The sequence below is a fragment of the Acidobacteriota bacterium genome, from assembly GCA_020845575.1.
In the GTDB taxonomy this organism is placed as follows: domain Bacteria; phylum Acidobacteriota; class Vicinamibacteria; order Vicinamibacterales; family Vicinamibacteraceae; genus Luteitalea.
The window spans coordinates 33,158-50,421 of the sequence record JADLFL010000044.1; the positions used below are offsets into that span (position 1 = coordinate 33,158).

The 17,264-nt window shown below is 68.6% G+C and carries 15 protein-coding genes; 6 read left to right on the plus strand and 9 right to left on the minus strand.

What is annotated here, in order from left to right; translation table 11 throughout:
- Window positions 1-24 precede the first annotated feature (24 nt).
- On the plus strand, window positions 25-3,039 hold the full coding sequence (locus IT182_12745; GenBank protein ID MCC6164209.1) for a HEAT repeat domain-containing protein: 3,015 nt from the start codon (window positions 25-27) through the stop codon (window positions 3,037-3,039).
- Between the two features lie 12 nt (window positions 3,040-3,051).
- Here IT182_12745 and IT182_12750 read toward each other — a convergent pair whose 3' ends face one another.
- On the minus strand, window positions 3,052-3,912 hold the full coding sequence (locus tag IT182_12750) for a hypothetical protein (protein MCC6164210.1): 861 nt from the start codon (window positions 3,910-3,912) through the stop codon (window positions 3,052-3,054).
- 216 nt (window positions 3,913-4,128) lie between these two features.
- On the opposite strand from IT182_12750, the gene IT182_12755 reads away from it, so the two are divergent.
- Complete coding sequence (locus IT182_12755) at window positions 4,129-4,689, plus strand: BON domain-containing protein (GenBank protein ID MCC6164211.1); 561 nt, start codon at window positions 4,129-4,131, stop codon at window positions 4,687-4,689.
- 36 nt (window positions 4,690-4,725) lie between these two features.
- On the opposite strand, the gene IT182_12760 is transcribed toward IT182_12755, so the two are convergent.
- Window positions 4,726-5,727, minus strand: coding sequence for a radical SAM protein (locus tag IT182_12760; protein ID MCC6164212.1), 1,002 nt, complete (start codon window positions 5,725-5,727; stop codon window positions 4,726-4,728).
- A gap of 166 nt (window positions 5,728-5,893) precedes the next feature.
- On the opposite strand from IT182_12760, the gene IT182_12765 reads away from it, so the two are divergent.
- The 3 genes from IT182_12765 to msrA are packed head-to-tail and all read left to right on the plus strand — an operon-like array spanning window position 5,894 to window position 7,236.
- Window positions 5,894-6,196 carry a hypothetical protein gene (locus IT182_12765; protein MCC6164213.1) on the plus strand — a complete coding sequence of 101 codons (303 nt, stop codon included), beginning with the start codon at window positions 5,894-5,896 and terminating at the stop codon, window positions 6,194-6,196.
- A 10-nt stretch (window positions 6,197-6,206) separates the two neighbouring features.
- On the plus strand, window positions 6,207-6,596 hold the full coding sequence (locus tag IT182_12770; GenBank protein ID MCC6164214.1) for a DUF2752 domain-containing protein: 390 nt from the start codon (window positions 6,207-6,209) through the stop codon (window positions 6,594-6,596).
- Between the two features lie 4 nt (window positions 6,597-6,600).
- Complete coding sequence (gene msrA, locus IT182_12775) at window positions 6,601-7,236, plus strand: peptide-methionine (S)-S-oxide reductase MsrA (protein MCC6164215.1); 636 nt, start codon at window positions 6,601-6,603, stop codon at window positions 7,234-7,236.
- A gap of 1 nt (window position 7,237) precedes the next feature.
- On the opposite strand, the gene IT182_12780 is transcribed toward msrA, so the two are convergent.
- The 3 genes from IT182_12780 to IT182_12790 all read right to left on the minus strand — a co-directional run bounded on the left by IT182_12780 (window position 7,238) and on the right by IT182_12790 (window position 11,728).
- Window positions 7,238-9,316: a response regulator gene (locus IT182_12780; GenBank protein MCC6164216.1), complete on the minus strand. Its 2,079-nt coding sequence runs from the start codon at window positions 9,314-9,316 to the stop codon at window positions 7,238-7,240.
- Window positions 9,317-9,318: 2 nt separating this feature from the next.
- Window positions 9,319-10,101 carry a hypothetical protein gene (locus IT182_12785; GenBank protein ID MCC6164217.1) on the minus strand — a complete coding sequence of 261 codons (783 nt, stop codon included), beginning with the start codon at window positions 10,099-10,101 and terminating at the stop codon, window positions 9,319-9,321.
- A 67-nt stretch (window positions 10,102-10,168) separates the two neighbouring features.
- Complete coding sequence (locus IT182_12790) at window positions 10,169-11,728, minus strand: alkaline phosphatase D family protein (GenBank protein ID MCC6164218.1); 1,560 nt, start codon at window positions 11,726-11,728, stop codon at window positions 10,169-10,171.
- 82 nt (window positions 11,729-11,810) lie between these two features.
- Between IT182_12790 and IT182_12795 the strand changes: the two genes are divergently transcribed.
- The gene (locus IT182_12795) at window positions 11,811-12,755 is read left to right on the plus strand and encodes a class I mannose-6-phosphate isomerase (protein ID MCC6164219.1); all 945 of its coding nucleotides are present in this window, start codon (window positions 11,811-11,813) and stop codon (window positions 12,753-12,755) included.
- 100 nt (window positions 12,756-12,855) lie between these two features.
- On the opposite strand, the gene IT182_12800 is transcribed toward IT182_12795, so the two are convergent.
- From IT182_12800 to IT182_12815, 4 genes are read right to left on the minus strand one after another with little or no spacing between them, the layout of a single operon-like run.
- On the minus strand, window positions 12,856-13,809 hold the full coding sequence (locus tag IT182_12800; protein ID MCC6164220.1) for a sugar phosphate isomerase/epimerase: 954 nt from the start codon (window positions 13,807-13,809) through the stop codon (window positions 12,856-12,858).
- Between the two features lie 50 nt (window positions 13,810-13,859).
- Complete coding sequence (gene ilvA / locus IT182_12805; protein MCC6164221.1) at window positions 13,860-15,377, minus strand: threonine ammonia-lyase, biosynthetic; 1,518 nt, start codon at window positions 15,375-15,377, stop codon at window positions 13,860-13,862.
- A 7-nt stretch (window positions 15,378-15,384) separates the two neighbouring features.
- Window positions 15,385-16,011, minus strand: coding sequence for an HAD-IA family hydrolase (locus IT182_12810; GenBank protein MCC6164222.1), 627 nt, complete (start codon window positions 16,009-16,011; stop codon window positions 15,385-15,387).
- A gap of 12 nt (window positions 16,012-16,023) precedes the next feature.
- Window positions 16,024-17,136: a methionine adenosyltransferase gene (locus IT182_12815; protein MCC6164223.1), complete on the minus strand. Its 1,113-nt coding sequence runs from the start codon at window positions 17,134-17,136 to the stop codon at window positions 16,024-16,026.
- Between the last annotated feature and the right edge of the window lie 128 nt (window positions 17,137-17,264).

The following is a 17,264-nucleotide window of genomic DNA, read 5'->3' on the forward strand; positions in this document are numbered from 1 at the left end:
GGGCGATAGACTCCACCGATTGCCATGCTCAGACCGCCGATCGCGCCCGTGGCGCTGCTGCTGGCGACCATGTCCTGCACGCAGTTGCCGCGGTCTGCCCACGATCCGTCACACGCTGACGATCGGCCGCCGCTCTCGCCGGCCGATGCACTTGCAGCGTTCGTGGTCGAGCCAGGCTATCGCATCGATCTGGTGGCTGCCGAACCGCTCGTCCGGAGTCCCGTGGCCATCGCGTTCGACGAACGTGGCCGGCTCTATGTGGTCGAGAATCGTGGATATCCCGATCCGCTCGACGGTGAGCCACCCCAGGAGGCGCAGGGTGTCATCGCGCAGCTCATCGACACCGACGGCGATGGGCGCTACGACAAGCGCACGGACTTTGCGACGGGCCTCACCTACCCCAACGGCATCATGGTGTGGAACGGCGGCGTCCTGGTCACGTGCGCGCCAGACCTGCTGTATCTGAAGGATACCGACGGCGATGGCGTGGCCGACCAACGACGCGTGGTGCTCACGGGCTTCGACGCCACGCGGACGGCGCAGATCCGCTTCAGCCACCCGACTTCCGGCCTCGACAACTGGATCTACCTGACGAGCGGTCTGAACGGCGGACGCGTGGTGGTCCCCGATCGACCCGACCAGGCGCCCGTCGCGTTCGCCTCGAGCGACTCGCGCGTCAATCCGCGCACGCTCGCGTTCGAACTGACCGGCGGACAGGGACAGTACGGCCTGACGTTCGACGACCACGGCCGCCGCTTCATCTGCTCCAATCGCCATCCCGTGTGGCACGTCGTGCTCGAGCCGCGGTACCTGCAGCGCAACCCGTACCTCACGTTCTCCGAGACGGTGCAGGAAGTGTCGACCGTCGGTGCCGACGCCGTCGTGTGGCCCCTCAGCCGCGACCTGACGACCGCGTCGTTCATCCCGAACCTGATGGGCACCCCTCACGCCGGCACGTTCACCGCGGCGAGTGGCGTCCACATCCATCGCGGCGACGCACTGCCTGACGGCCATCGCGACAGCATCTTCATCTGCGAGTCGGCGCAGAACCTCGTGCAGCGGCAGGTGCGCGAGCCGACGGGCGCGACGTTCCGATCGCGCCCCGCACGTACGGGCGTGGAGTTTCTCGCGTCTCCCGATACGTGGTTCAGACCCGTGTTCAGTGCCAACGGACCCGACGGCGCGCTCTACGTCGTGGACATGTACCGCAGGGACATCGATCACCCGCAGTATGTGCCGGAAGCGAGCCGGCCGCTCTTCGATTTCCGCGCCGGCAGGGAACGGGGCCGCATCTATCGACTCGCCGCTGCGGCGCGTCCACCTGTCGGGTTCGGCGCTGCGCTCGACGACGCATCGACAGAGACGCTCGTGGCGGCGCTGACGCATCCGAATGCGTGGAGGCGCGACACGGCCCAGCGCCTGCTCGTCGAGCGGCAGGCGCGCGACGCTGTCGTTCACCTCCGGACCCTCGCGGCGTCATCGCCAGCGGAGATGGGGCGGCTCCATGCGCTCTGGACGCTCGAGGGGCTCGGCGCCCTCGAAGACGATGATGTCAGTCGTGCCTTACGTGATGGCGCGCCTGGCATCCGCGAGAATGCCGTTCGGATCACGGAAGGACGCCTGACGTCCTCTCCAGCGCTGCTGGACGCGGTCCTGCCGCTCGCCGCCGACGATGACGCGCGCGTCCGTCTGCGCGTGGCGCTGGCGCTCGGCGATGTGGCGGATGAGCGCGCGGTGCAGGCACTCGCCGCGGTGGCGCGACGTGACGGCACGGACCGCTGGATGCGAGCCTCCGTGCTCAGCGGGATCGGCACGCGCGCAGGCACGTTCCTCGACGCGTTCACGGACTCGCCCATGACGCCCGCGGTTCGCGCGGCCGTGATGGCCGACCTCGGCCAGGTATTCGGCGCCGCCGAATCGATCGAACGCTGCATCGACCTCATCGCGTCCATCGCCGACCCGGCAACCGACGCCACCTGGCAGTCGGCGGCGCTGGTGGGGCTCGCGCGCGGCCTGCGTGCGCGTGGGATGGCGGAGGCCGGCCGGTCGCCTCTCCTGTCGATATTGGCGGCTGACACGCCACGGGCGCGGACCGCCCGCACACGCGTCGATGCCCTGATCGTGCGTGCACGAGCCATCGCGGCGTCCGACGACACACCAGCGGCGCTGCGCGTGCCGGCCGTGGAGTTGCTCGGACACCGACACTTCGGGGACAGCGGTGAGACGCTCCTCGGTCTGCTGGCACCGTCAGTGCCGGCCGATGTCCAGTTGGCGGCCGTGCGCGCGCTGGGCCAGATGTCCGAACGGGAGGCGGCCGCACGTCTGCTCGACGCGCGTCGTTGGCAGAGTTACACGCCGCGGACGCGCGACGCCGTGCTGACGCTGCTGCTCGGAGACGCGCGACACGTGCACATCCTCCTCGACGCGCTCGAACAGCGGCAGATGGGCCAGAACGTCCTCAACGTGGCGTGGCGTGATCGGCTGGTGCGCCATCGCGATCCAGCGATTCGCGCGCGTGCGACGCGGGTGCTCGCGTCAGGGCTGGGCACGTCAGGCCCAGACACGAACTCCCGTGGCGCCGGCAACCGCATGCAGACCTACGAACGAGTGCGGCCCGACGTGCTGCGCCGTGCGGGCGACCCCTCACGCGGCGCCCACCAGTACACGCGGCACTGCCAGGCGTGTCACACGGTCGATCGCAGCGGCGGGCACACGGGACCGGACCTGAGCGGCATCCGCAATCAACCGGCCGACGCCATCCTGCTCCACATCCTCGTGCCCGACCACGAGATCACGCCAGGCTACGACGCGTACTCGGTCGAGACACGCGACGGTCGCGCGCTCTTCGGCCGACTGGAATCCGAAGCGCCCAACAGTGTCACCGTGCGCGACGCGACAGGGCAGCCGCATGCCATCCTTCGTCGAGACATCGTCTCGATGACCGCGGCGCCCTCGTCGCTCATGCCCACCGGGTTCGAAGAGGCCATGTCCGCGCAGGAACTCGCCGACCTGCTCGCGTACCTCAGGTCACCCAGGTAGGGACGGCCGGAATCACCGCACGGATCCCACGCCAGCCGTGATCGAGAACGGCACGGCCGCCGTCTGGAGGTTCTGCCAGAGTTCGACCTCCACGGTGACGGTCGTTGCCTTTGCCTTCAGGGTGTACGAATACTCGCTCTCGGACGAGGAGCGCATCGAACCGTTCGTTTCGCTCTCGATCTCGGTGCCAGCGGCGTCGAGGAAACGGATCCGCTTGATCGCGTCGAGACCGGAGCCCGTGACACGCACGGCCAGGCTCCCGCCGCTGTCACTCGCATCGAATTCGCTGATCGAGCCAGCGATGGCGCCGAGCTGGAAGGCGGTGCCCTTCGTGAGCGCCACCTTCTTTGCCTGCACGTTGCGCGTGCCCGCCGCCGTCGTCACGGCCAGCGCACCGGAGATGGTGACCTGCTGCGCGCCCGCGGCAGGCAGCATGACGGTGCTGACCGTGGTGATCCCGCCCGTCTGGTCTTCGGTGTAGTCAGGAAACGAGTCCCAGTCCGGCTCGACGTTCAGATCCGTCTCCTTGTCGTCGGTCCACGCATTGACGACCGACTCATCGTCGTCGATGTCGAGAATCGCCGTGCCAGGGGCCACTCGCACCGCGAGCGCGAGCGTCAGCCCCGATTTCCCTCCGAAGGCCACGGTGTCGCCGAAGCGCGCCTTGCCGAGGCTGCGGGCGGCGATCTGGATACCGGCCAGGCTCACCGTGGGATTGGCCTTGGGCGCGGCCTTGGCGGCCGCTTTCGGAGCGGCTTTCTGCGTGGCACCGGTGGAGGGGCGACGGGCCTGCGCCATGAGCCCTGGCGCTGCGGTGAGGAGGAAGCCGGCACACACGGCCGCGGTGAGCGAGAGAAGCCAACAAGTGCGCATGATCCGCACATCCCTTTCAGAGTTCTGCCTTGATGTCCTGATGAGTTGCCTTGTGGTGCAGAACGCCTGAACCGGCCCGAACGAACAATCGACGCGTCTGCGACACCCGTTCGCATCACGTCCGCCGTGCGCTTGCCCGCTGCGCGACGTTGTTCCTGCTCGGAGGCGTGGCACGAGTTGCGCCTCCGAATATCCCTTCCACGAGGAGCGATGGTGATGCGCAGGGTGATGACGACGGTGGCGGGTCTGCTGATGGCCAGCCTGATGATGGGATGCGGCAAGTCCGAGGCCGAACGGCGGGCCGAAGAAGCGGCCAAGGCGGCGGAGGCCGCGGCCAAGCAGGTGCAGGCGGCTACGGCGGACGCGGCGCGCCAGGTGGAAGCCGCGACCAAGTCGATGGGTCAGCAGATGGAAGCAGCAGGCGCCGAGATGCGGAAATCAGCCGCGGACATGGCCGACGCGGCCAAGGCTGGCGGCGCCGACGCAGCTGACAAGATGATGCAGGCCGGCGCCACCGCCGCCCTTGCCGCCGCGGCCGCGACGCAGCAGGCCGCCACGGCGATGTCTGCGGCGGCCGTAAAGGGCGCTGTCACGACGGCACTGGCCACCGCGTCGGGTCTCGACGCGTCTGGTATCACCGTCGATACGTCGGCCGACGGTCGCACGGTGACGCTGAAAGGCACGGTGAAGACCGCCGCGGCCAAGGCCCTCGCGGAGAAGGCCGCGAAGGACATCGCGCCAGCAGCAACGATCAAGAACGAATTGGCCGTGAAGTGATCGGCAACGGGCAACCGGCAATCGTTGCCGGGGCTTTCACGTGTGGGCGACCGGTTGCCGGTTGCCCGTTGCCGGTTGCCGGAGCTTTGCGACTGCCCTGCCGATGCCCAGCGAGGCGTCGAAGATCGCGCCGACGCGAAGGCCGCCTGGCAGGCGGTGCCTGGCGACCGCGTCAAGACCTGCTGACGCGATGCAGCCGCACTGCTCGCAATCGGGATTCCCACCGAACTGACACGGCGTGATCCGCCGTGCCAGGTCCGACGACACGCACATCGTGGTGCGGGCGAACGTGCACTCGGCGGGCGACGAGGGTGGATGCAGATACACCTCGATCATCCCCTTCGGCATGCGCAGCTTCGGGTAGCGCGTGCGCAGGTCGAGCAGTGTCTGCACCACGCGCGCGCGATCCTCGGGTCGCAGGCGCTCATCCGACTCCTCACCGATCTGCGGGGTGTAGAGGCTGAACCAGATCTGCCGCGTATCGGCATTCTCGGACCAGAACTGCGTGAACTCCTCCAGGTAGCCGTCGCGCTGCACGAGTTGCCGCGTCACGGTGCAGTGCACGGTGATCCGATGTCCGGCGATGTGCTTCAGGATGCGGTCGTATGTCGCGGGCGCGCGGCGCACGTTGTGCTCGGCGGGCAGTCCGTCGATCGACACCACGATCTGGAGGCGCGGGATCGAGGCCCACGCGACGGGCACGGGTCGCACGGCACTCGTGACGACCTGGACGTAGAGCCCCTGCGCCGACAACTGCGGCAGCAACTGGTCGAGTTCGCGGAAGCGCACGAGCGGTTCGCCGCCGATGATGGAGAGATGGAGCGGCTTGTGAACACGCACGGCGTCGAGCACGCCGGCGATGAGCGCGTCGCCCTTGAGGTCGGTCATCTGACGCAACGTGACGTCACCGCCGAGATGGTCGTCGCCGTACGCGTAGCACCCCGGACAGCGCAAGGGGCATTCCCGCGTGAGTTCGATGGACAGGTTGGGCTGGTATCCACGAAGGATGCGCCCCCACGCCGGGAATATGCCTTCCATTCGGCCTCCTCGCGCGTGCAGCATGCGCGTGATGACCACTCTCTCACACCTGCGACACGGGTGCGGGCATTTCGTCCCATGGTCGAGTTGTGCGAGACTGCTGACGGTTTTCACCAGTTCATGATCGTCAGGACGTTCGAACCTTCCGAACAGGAGTCGCGCGCGCATGTCCACACCCATTCCCCCTGCGATCCCCGTCGCCCAGGAAAACAGCAAGGCCACGATGGCCGTCGTCTTCGGCGTGCTCGGCATCATCTGCTGTGGCCTGCTGGCGCCCGTGGCGTGGTATCTCGCCAATGGCGAAATCGAGCAGATCAACGCCGGCCGGATCGCCGAGTCGAACCGCGGCATGGCACAAGCGGCCAAGATCCTCGGCATCATCGGCACGATCCTCCTCGTGCTCGGACTGCTCTGGATCCTGTTCTTCGGCGGAATGGCCATGCTCGGCGCGTTGACCGGAGGCATGTAAGAGGGGTCGCGTGACAGGACCGATCACCCTGAAGACGGCGGCCACCGCCGCCGTCTTCATCGCCGCCGTCGGCGTCGCGCTGTACGTCTTCGACCCGACGCGGCACACGCTCACGCCACCTTGTCCCTATCTCACGCTCACCGGCTTCGCGTGTCCGGGCTGCGGCATCACGCGGGCCCTGCACCTGCTGCTGCACGGTGAGGTGGCACTGGCCTTCGCCTACAACCCCTGGGCGTTCATCAGCGGCCCCGCGCTCGCCGCCTTCGCCCTGCTGCCGTCGATGGCCGACGCGCGACGCACGGTGCGTGCCCGAACCGCGATCGCCTGGGCCATGGTGGTCGTGACCGTGGCATTCTGGATCTGGCGCAACACGCCGGGGTATCCGTTCATCCACATCTGATCCCATGCGCTTCCACGATCCTCGCGAACTCCACGTTCCCACGGCTGCCGAAGCCCTGCCTGGCCGCGACCAGGCCATGCCGGTGCCTTCGCGGCACCATGTCCTCCCGGAGTCCCTGACTGGACCGTTTCCCGACGGCAGCGCGACGGCACTCTTCGGCATGGGCTGCTTCTGGGGCGTCGAGCGGAAGTTCTGGCAACTCCCCGGCGTCGTCTCGACGGCCGCCGGCTACGCGGGCGGGCATACGCCGAACCCGACGTACGAAGAGGTGTGCTCCGGTCTCACCGGTCACACCGAGGTCGTACGCGTGGTGTTCGATCCGCGTGTGGTGACGTACGACACGCTGCTGCGCACGTTCTGGGAGCACCACGACCCGACGCAGGGAATGCGTCAGGGCAACGACGTGGGTACGCAGTACCGCTCGCTCATCGGCTGGTACGACCAGACACAACGCGACGCGGCACTTGCGTCACGAAGGTCTGACCAGGCGGCGTTGCGCAACGCCGGCAACCGCGCCAGCACCACCGAGATCGTCTCGGCGCCGACGTTCTACTTCGCCGAGGACTATCACCAGCAGTACCTGCACACGCACCCGAACGGCTACTGCGGCGTCGGCGGCACGGGCGTGCCCTGCGGATGATTCACGGCTGTTCGAGCCGCTCGCGGATCAGGCGGATGAGTCCGGCGGGACGGTAGGGCTTCTGGAGGAAGTTGACGCCGTCGACGAGCGGCAGCTGTGACTCGTCTGGCTCGTGGCTGTAGCCGCTGGAGAAGATGACGGGCAGGTCGGGTCGCGACCGTCGAAGCGCGGTCACCAGGTCGGTGCCCATGATGCCGTCGGGCATCACGATGTCGGTGAGCACAAGATCGATCTCGTGGTGCAGACGCCCCCAGAGTTCCAGCGCGTCACGACCCGATGCCGCTTCGTGCACGCGATACCCCTGGCGCACGAGGACGTCACGCACCATCTCCCGCACCGGCAGTTCGTCCTCGACCACCAGGATGCACTCGTGGCCGCGCGGCAGCGGCGGTGCCGTGGCACGCGCCGGAGGCGTCACGACGTCGGCCGCCGCACACTGCGGCACGTACACGTCGAACTGCGTGCCGTGGCCCAGCTTCGTCCTGACTTCCACCCATCCGCGATGCTGCTCGACGATACCGAACACGGTGGCCAGTCCGAGTCCCGTCGAGCGCGCCTTGTCCTTGGTGGTATAGAACGGCTCGAAGATGTGCGGCAGGTGTTCGTTCGCGATGCCGGTGCCCGAGTCGCGCACCGTGAGTCGCGCGTAGACGCCCGGTCCCGGTGCTCCCGGCGCCGACCGCGGCGGACGCGCGTGCACGATGGCCGTCGACACCACCAGCGAGCCACCGGTCGGCATCGCGTCGCGCGCGTTGACGGCGAGATTCATGAGCACCTGCTCGATCATCCCGGCATCGGCATTGATGTGGACGCGTCCCGGCGCGAGCACGGTGTGCAGTTCGATGTCGGCGCCGATCAGGCGCCGCAGCAGCTTGCCGAGATCGGCCACCAGTTCGTTGGCGTCCATCGGCGTGAGCTGCACCACCTGCCGCCGGCTGAAGGCCAGCAACTGGCGCGTGAGCTCGGCGGCCTTGTCGGCCGCTTCACCGATCGCGTGCGCGGCTGGCCCGATCTCGGTCGGGTCCAGCATGCCGTCTTCGAGCAGCGAGGACTGCCCCTGGATCACGGTGAGCAGGTTGTTGAAATCGTGCGCCACGCCGCCCGCGAGCTTGCCAATCGCTTCCATCTTCTGCGACTGCCTGAGCTGCGCCTCGAGACTGGCGCGCTTGGCCTCGCTCTCGCGACGCTCGGACAGGTCGCGCAGGAACGCGCAGTAGGACAGACCCGACGAGGAGGGCACGGGCACGAGCGACAGTTCGAGCGACAACTCGCGCCCGTCGCGGTGCTCGCCGATCACCTCGGCACGACGCCTGACGCCGAGCGTGCACGTCGGCGGGAAGCCGCCTCCGAGCGCGTCGACGAACGCGGCGCGCTCGGAGGGTGCCAGCACGACCTCGTGGATCGGGCGCCCGACGACTTCCACCCGCGACCGCCCGAACAACTCCTCTGCGCGCAGGTTCCACTCGGTGATGTGCCCCCGCGCCGAGAACGAGACGACGGCGTCGAGTGCGTGTTCGAGGATCAGGCGCGTGCGCTCCTCGCTCGCGGCAAGCGCCCGTTCCGCCCGTCGGCGCTCGGCACGACTCTCCGACTCGCGCAACTCACGCTCGACAGCGGGAACGAGCCGCGTGAGGTTGCCCTTCATCAGGTAGTCGTTGGCGCCCAGGCGCATGGCCTCCACGGCGACGTGCTCGCCCATCGTGCCCGAGACCAGCAGGCACGGCAGATTGCCGCAGTGCTGCCGCACGATCCGCACGGCATCGAGTCCGCTCAGCTCCGGCATCGAGTAGTCGACGATGACCAGGTCCCAGCGTCCACCCTCGAGCGCCCCGCGGAGACCGCGTTCGTCCTGCACGCGCAGAATCTCCGGCGCAAACCCTCCTCGTTCCAACTGCCGCTGCACCAGCCACGCATCGTCACGCGAGTCCTCGGCCATGAGCACGCGGACGATGCGGGGAGGCGCGACGGCGAACAGTCCCGGCTGCGCCGGCGCCGGCCGACGCCCGTCTGTCGAGACCGGTGCCACGGCGGTCGGAACCACCTGACGCCGGACGAGCGGGGACGGAGCGTCGAGAGCCATGGTCACGGTCTACGCACGGTCGGCAGCGACACGTAGAACGTGGCGCCCTGTCCGGGAACGCCTTCGGCCCAGAGTCGGCCACCGTGTCGTTCGATGATGCGTCGCGACGACGCGACGCCGATGCCGAGTCCGTCGACCGGATCGCCGGCGTGCAGCCGCTGGAACGGCACGCCGAGCCGGTGCGCCTGCCGCATGTCGAATCCGATACCGTTGTCGCGAACGATGATGATGATGTCGTCGCCGTCCGACGCCACGTCGAGCGTGATGCGCGCGTCCGCCCTGCCGCGCGTGAACTTCCACGCGTTGGTCAGCAGGTTCTCTAGTGCGATCGCCAGCAGCGTGGCGTCTCCCATCACCGGGATAGAGGTGGCCAGCGTCACGTCGACGTGCCGCGTCGGTTCGGCCCGCCGAAGATCGGCAAGCAGGTGCGCCGCCGGCTCTGCCAGGTCGCAGGGCTCGCTGCGCAGCGCGCCGCGACTGAGACGCGACAGCCGGAGCAGGGCGTCCACGCGCTGCTCGACGGTCTGCGTCGCCGACCTGATACGCGCGACGAACTCGTGCGCGCCCTCAGGCAGCGCTCCGCCGTAGTCCTCGACCAGCGCCTGTGCGTAGCCCTCGATGGCACGCAGCGGGGCCCGGAGGTCGTGCGACACCGCGTAGCTGAAGGTCTCGAACGCCTGCTCCGCTTCCGGTACCGCCGAGGTCTCGAGTCGCCGGCGCGCGGGAGACGCGTCGGCCGGGAGACCGGCTGTGAGGGTGCGGGAAGGGGGCGGAGTCCGAGTCACGAGTGTGTCTTCTCCCCGGTGTGTCGGCCGAATGCCAGCCGGACTGTAGGCGGCGCTCGCCGCAGTCTCACGAGAGCCCCGGGACGCCGGCCTCCACGATGAAGGTCCGGCGCGTCTCGAGCCGCGCGTCAGGACGCGTCACGAACGGCACCACGCGATAGTGTGTCGTCCATGTCTGCGGCGTCACTTCCATCATGAGATACCCGCGACGATCGCACGTATACCGCAGGTTGGGGTTGCGCTGCAGGATGGGCTCGGTGACGCCCGGGTCGTCGGTGCCGTCGCCGGAACTCGTGATGGAGGTCGTGACGAACTCGGCTCCGATCGGCCGACTCTCCGGATCTCGCGCGTCGGCGGGCAGCGATCCGGCGTAGTGCCGATGGACATCGCCGGTCAGCACCACGAAGTTGCGCGCGCGATCCGCGAACATCTCGACGACGCGCCCACGGGCGGCGGCGTAGCCGTTCCAGCTGTCCATGGGCAGCGCGTCGCGCCCGTCCGGCAGCGGACGCCACAACTCGCCGAAGAACACCTGCTGCCCCAGCACGTCCCATCGGGCGCGCGACGCGACGGCCCGCGCCTTCAGCCAGCGCTCCTGCTCGGTCCCGAGCATGGTGCGCGTGGGCACCAGCCGTTCGGTGCAATCGACCTTGTTGCCGTCACCGCACGGCTGGTCGTCGCGGAACTGCCGCGTGTCGAGCATGTACAGGTTCGCCAGATCGCCCCACGCCAGTTCGCGATAGAGGCGCGAGTGGGGACCCGAGGGCGCGGCGCCGAGCCGCAGCGGCATCGCCTCGTAATGCGCCTGGAAGGCCGCCGCTCGACGCGCAAGCAACTGCTCACGCGTCTGATCGTCCTCGGCGACGTCGGCGGCCCAGTTGTTGTCCACCTCGTGGTCGTCCCACACGACGGCGAAGGGCGCCACGGCGTGCAGCGCCTGGAGATCCGGATCGAGCCGATAGCGCGCGTATCGCAGCCGGTAGTCCGTGAGCGAAGCGATTTCACCCTGGTCGAACGGTCTGGCCACGGGCGTCTTCGGATTGCCGGCGTACTCGTAGATGTAGTCGCCCAGGTGCAGCACCAGATCCGGCCGCTCGGACGCCATGTGCCTGTACGCCGTGAAGTAGCCCGTCTCGTAGCGCGCGCACGAGGCGACGGCGATCTTCGCCGGGTCGAGACTGCCGCGCGCCGGCGTCGTCCGGGTGCGGCCCGTGCGGGAGCGATGCCCCATCGCCTCGAAGCGGTAGTAGTACGCACGCCCCGACGCGAGGCCGGCCACTTCCACATGGACGGCGTGCGCGTGCTGCGGCAGGGCGGCCACCTGGCCCCGGCGCACGACACGCATGAAGCGATCGTCGGTGGCGACTTCCCATCGAACCGACACGGGCTGTGGCGGCATGCCGCCGAGGCCGTCAGGCTCGAGCGGCCGCGGCGCCAGCCGCGTCCAGAGCACGACGCTATCGGTCCAGGGATCGCCCGACGCCACGCCGAGCGTGAACGGATCCGTCCCCGAGACATCGCGGATCGCGAGCGCCGGCGCGCGCGATGCCCAGGCGGTCATCACCGCGGCGCCAGACAGGATCAGGCTGCGGCGCGTACGCCCGCGAGCCGTCAGCGAGTGGTCCATGGCGCGCATTGTACGCAACGTCGGGTGACGACCGCATGTCGAAGTGACGAGGCGAACCGACGGGGTGGCCTACAATCGAGCGATGGCCGTCTGGCAACGACCGTTCACGCTCCTCCCCACGTTCGCCGAGCGCCCCTGGGGCGTCACGGACCTGGCGCCGTGGTTCACCAACCCGACGCCCGGCATCAAGGTGGGCGAAGCGTGGTTCACGGCCGACGACAACCCGACGAGCGCCGGCCCGACCCTCGGGGCACTCACGCGCTCCTTCCCCACCGAGATCCTCGGCCCCGGGCTCGGCACCGAGTGTCCGTTGCTGGTGAAGATGCTGTTCACCTCGGAACGGCTCTCGGTGCAGGTACACCCCGACGACGAGTATGCCGCGACGCACCACGATGGGTCGCGCGGCAAGACGGAAGCCTGGCACATCCTCTCGGCCGACCCACAGGCCACCATCGGACTGGGGCTGTCTGCCCCCCTCACGCGCGAACAGGGAGAAGCCGCCGCGTTGTCCGGCGACATCGAGCGGCTCATGGACTGGCGCCGCACGTCGGCGGGCGACACGCTCCTCGTGCCCGCAGGCACGGTGCACGCGCTCGGACCGGGTCTGGTCCTGATCGAGGTGCAGGAACAGTCAGACGTCACCTATCGCCTGTTCGACTACGGGCGTGGCCGGCCGCTGCATCTCGAGCACGGTTTTGCCGTGGCGGACCTGCGTCCGTACACGCACGGCAACGACACGTTCCAGACCGCCGAAGCGGGTCGCACCATCCTCACGCGCTGCCGCTACTTCACCATGGAGCGGCGCACCATCGTCGGCACGCTGGCGTTCACGCCGCTCGCGCCGCACGTCCATCTCGTGATGGGGATCAGTGGCGAAGGGACCATCGACGGGACGCGACTGGTGCCGGGCAGCGCGTGGTGCGTGCCGGCGCAGGCCGATCCGTTCACGATCGACAGCCCGAACGGATGCGACGTCCTCATCACCTATCCGTCGGTGACGCCGACGCCGGCCTTCCACGCGCGGTAGAGACCAGCGCGTCCCCGGCCAGTCAAGCGTGCCAGGGGTGAAGCCCCTGGCCTCCATCTCACCCGGTTGCCCGTTGCCGGCTGCCTGTTGCCGGTCTGTTCTACGCAGACGGAGCGGCCACTGGCGGCTGTCCGGCCAGGAACCGATCGATGCGGGCGACGACGTCGGTCAGGTACGCCTTGTCGCCACCGCGGATTTCCGTGGTGACGTAGCCGCCGTAGCCGATCTCGTGCAGCGCCTTGCGCACCTCGGGCCAGTCGATGTCGCCCTCGCCCAGATGGACGAACTCGAACGTCCCCTTGCGCCGATCGAGCTTGAAGTCCTTCAGGTGGACCTTCCTGATGCGCGCGCCCAGCGTGCGGATCCAGTCCTGCGGATACGCATAGAACACGATGTTGCCGACGTCGAAGTACGCCTGCACGTACTTCGACTTGAAACTGTCGACGTACGCATTCATCTCGAGCGGGCTCAGGAGGAACTTGTTCCAGACCTCCTCGATGCCGATGACGATGCCCTGCTTCTCGGCCTCCGGCAGGATGCGCTCCCTGATCACCTTGAAGGAACGATCCCAGGCGTCCTTGTAGCCGGTCTTCTCGTCGACGACGGCGGGCACGAGCAGCACCGTGTCGGCACCGAGCAACTTGGCGTTGCCGATCGACGTGAGCATGCCCTTGACGCTCTTGTCGACGACCGACGCATCGGCAGACGACAGCGGCGAGCGCCAGTGCTCGCTGTTCATCACCGAGTGGATGGGCAGCTTGGCCGCCTGCGCGCCCTTGGCGATGGCCTCCGCGTCGGCAGGGTCGTCGATCGTGTTGACCTCCATGCCCTCGAAGCCCACTTCGCGCGCGAGGGCGAAGCGCTCCGCGTACGGCAGGGCACGGGGCAACATCCCGATGAGCACCGCTTTCTTCGGAGAACCGCCCGGAGCCGCGGCGGCGACGGCGGTCCCGGCCGCGGTCACGGGCGAACCGAAGGCCGAGGAGGCGGCCGCCGCAGCGGACGCCACGCCGGCCTGCTTGAGGAACGTGCGACGGGAGGATTCGTGCGACATATCGCGCGATGATGTGCCACTCGTCGCGCGAATGCAACCGGAAGGCGCACCTACGCGAGGAAACGCGCGTAGGCCTGGTCGCCGGTGTCTTCCGACGATCGGTACCCGAGGGCCTCCCGGAAGCCATCGAACGCGCTGTCGTCGACCTCCGGCACCTCGAAGCCCGCGAGGACGCGTCCGCTGTCGGCGCCGTGATTGCGGTAGTGGAACAGGCTGATGTTCCAGCGACCGCCGAGCGTGTCGAGGAACTGCAGCAGCGCGCCCGGTCGCTCGGGGAACTCGAAGCGGCAGACGCGCTCGCGACGCACGTCGCGCGACCGGCCGCCGACCATGTAGCGGACGTGGAGCTTCGCCACTTCGCTGTGCGTCAGATCCGCGACCTGATAACCGCCCTCCTGCAAGCGCACCAGCACATCGGCGGCGTCGGCGCCGGACCGCGTGGCCACGCCGACGAAGATGTGCGCCTCGGCGCGCGTGTTCAGGCGGTAGTTGAACTCGGTGATGACGCGTGGACCGAGGATGGTGCAGAACTCGCGGAACGCGCCCTTGCGCTCGGGAATCGTGACGGCGAACAGGGCCTCGCGCTGCTCGCCGAGTTCGGCACGCTCGGCCACGAACCGCAGCCTGCCGAAGTTCATGTTCGCGCCCGACAGCACGGCGACGAGCGGGTTCGATGGAGGCGTCGGCTGACGTGCCACCCATGCCTTGAGGCCGGCCACCGACAGCGCGCCGGCGGGCTCCATGATCGTGCGCGTGTCGTCGAAGACGTCCTTGATGGCCGCGCAGATCGCGTCGTTGTCCACGCACACGACCTCGTCGACCGTCTGCGATGCGATCGCGAACGTGTGGACGCCCACCTCGCGGACGGCGACGCCGTCGGCAAACAACCCCACCCGATCGAGCGTCACACGATCGCCAGCGGCCAGCGAGCGCGCCATCGCATCGGCGTCGACCGGCTCGACGCCGATGATCTTCACGGCGGGCAGCACGGCCTTGATGTAGGCGGCGATGCCCGCCAGCAGACCGCCGCCGCCAACCGGGACGAAGACCGCGTCGATCTCGCCCGGGCGCTGCCGCACGATCTCGTCGCCCACGGTGCCCTGTCCGGCGATCACCAGCAGGTCGTCGAACGGATGGACGAACGTCGCGCCGGTCCGCGCCGCTTCCTCGCACGCGAATGCGTAGGCATCGCCGTACGTATCACCGGCCAGGACCACTTCGGCGCCGAGGGCGCGCACGGCGTCGACCTTGATGTCCGGCGTGGTGCACGGCATCACGATGCGCGCCTGCATGCGAAGATGCCGAGCCGACAGCGCCACGCCCTGTGCGTGATTGCCGGCACTGGCCGCGATCGCCCCGCGCGTACGCTCCTCGGCGGTGAGTCGCGCCATGCGGTTGTATGCACCGCGAATCTTGAAGGAGAAGACGGGCTGGAGGTCCTCGCGCTTGAGGAGGACAGGCACGCCGAGGCGCGCCGAGAGACGCGGCGCGGGGTCGAGCGGCGTCTCCCGCGCGACGTCGTACACGCGACTGGTCAGGATTTCACGCAGCAACGAATCGAACGGCACGCGAGGACTATAGAACAAGCAGTGCGTGCAGATCGTCGACCGATGACACGAGCGCGTCGGGTTCTGACGCGCGGAGGGTCGCCGCGTCGTGCACGCCCCATGTGACGGCGCACGTGCGCAGGCCGGCAGCGCGGCCCGCGAGGATGTCCGTGACGGCGTCTCCCACCATCCAGGCCCCGGGTGTGCCGAGGCCCTGAAGGGCGTGCGCGATCACGTCCGGTGCCGGCTTGTGCGGAAAGCCGTCCGTGCCCTGCACGTGATCCACGCAATCCTCCAGGTCGAGACGCGCCATCACCGTTCTGGCCATCCACGTCGTCTTGGTCGTGGCGACGGCCAATCCGGTGCCGCGCTCGCGCAGCCGGTGCAGCAGGTCGACGATGCCGGGGTACGGACGCGTGCGATCGGCGCACCGCTCGGCGTAGTCGCGACGATACTCGTCCACGAGCGCGTCGATCGCCTCGGGCGGTGCCCACGCCGCATACATGTCCCGCAGCGGCTTGCCGATCCACGGCCGTACCGCTGCGGGTTCCGGTGCCTGTACTCCGATCACATGGAAGCTGCGGCAGAACGCGCCGCTGATGTCGTCGAACGAGTCGACGAGCGTCCCATCGAGATCGAAAACGATCGCAGACACGTCAGGAGGGCGTCACCGCTCCCAGGGCAGGCCCGGGCGGCCGAAGTGACCGTAGTTGGTGGTCTGGCGATAGATCGGGCGCAGCAGATCGAGCGTCCTGATGATGCCTGCCGGACGCATGTCGAACGTCTTGCGCACGAAGTCTTCCGCGGCCTGGTTGTCGCCGGTGCCGTAGGTCTCCACGAGCAGCGACGTCGGCTCGGCGACGCCAATCGCGTACGAGAACTGCACTTCGCAGCGATCCGCGAGACCGGCCTTCACCACTTCCCGCGCCACGTAGCGGCCGAAGTACGCCGCACTGCGATCCACCTTCGACGGGTCCTTGCCCGAGAACGCGCCGCCGCCGTGACGCGCCGCGCCACCGTACGTGTCGACGATGATCTTGCGGCCCGTGACGCCGGCGTCGGCAGACGGACCACCGTGCGAGAAGCTGCCCGACGGGTTCACGAGGAACAGGTCGGCCTTCGGACACCAGTCGCCGAGCACGCGCGGCGCGAGATCCTCGATCACGTAGGCCTTGATGTCGGCCTGCGCCGCGTCGGCCACGTGCTGCGTCGAGACGACCACACGCTCGATGGCCACGGGCTTGCCGCCTTCGTAGCGCACCGACACCTGGCTCTTGGCGTCAGGACGCAGCCAGCGATACGCCCCGCCCTGCTTGCGGTCGTCGGCGAGTCCCTTCGTGAGCTTGTGCGAGAGCAGCAGCGGCAGCGGCATCAGTTCCGGGCTCTCGTTGGTGGCGTAGCCGAACATCAGCCCCTGATCGCCGGCGCCCTGCTCCTCGGCCTGCGCCTTGTCCACGACGCTGGCGTTGATCTCCTTGGACTGCGCGGTGATCTTGAGGATCACCTGCACGCCATCGGCGTTGAAGACCTCGTCGGGCCAGTCGTAGCCGATCTCGCGAATCGCCTGGCGGGCGATGGCCTCGTAGTCCACGCCCGTCGCGCCGGTCGTCACCTCACCGGCCAGCACGACGAGATCTTCCTTGACGAGCGTTTCAACGGCCACCTTCGAGGTGGGATCCTGCGAAAGACAGGCGTCGAGCGCGGAATCGGAGATGAAGTCGGCCACCTTGTCCGGGTGACCCTCCGAAACCGACTCCGACGTGAGAACGAAACGGGACATGCGGGGCTAATCCTTCAGAGGAACAGTGCGTTGGGGCCGAGCTTCGCCGTGCCAGCCGTTCACGGGCCGCCCGCCGCGTTCCCGGGACCCTTTGGTGCCGAGAACCACGACCGGCAGGCGAGCGCAGC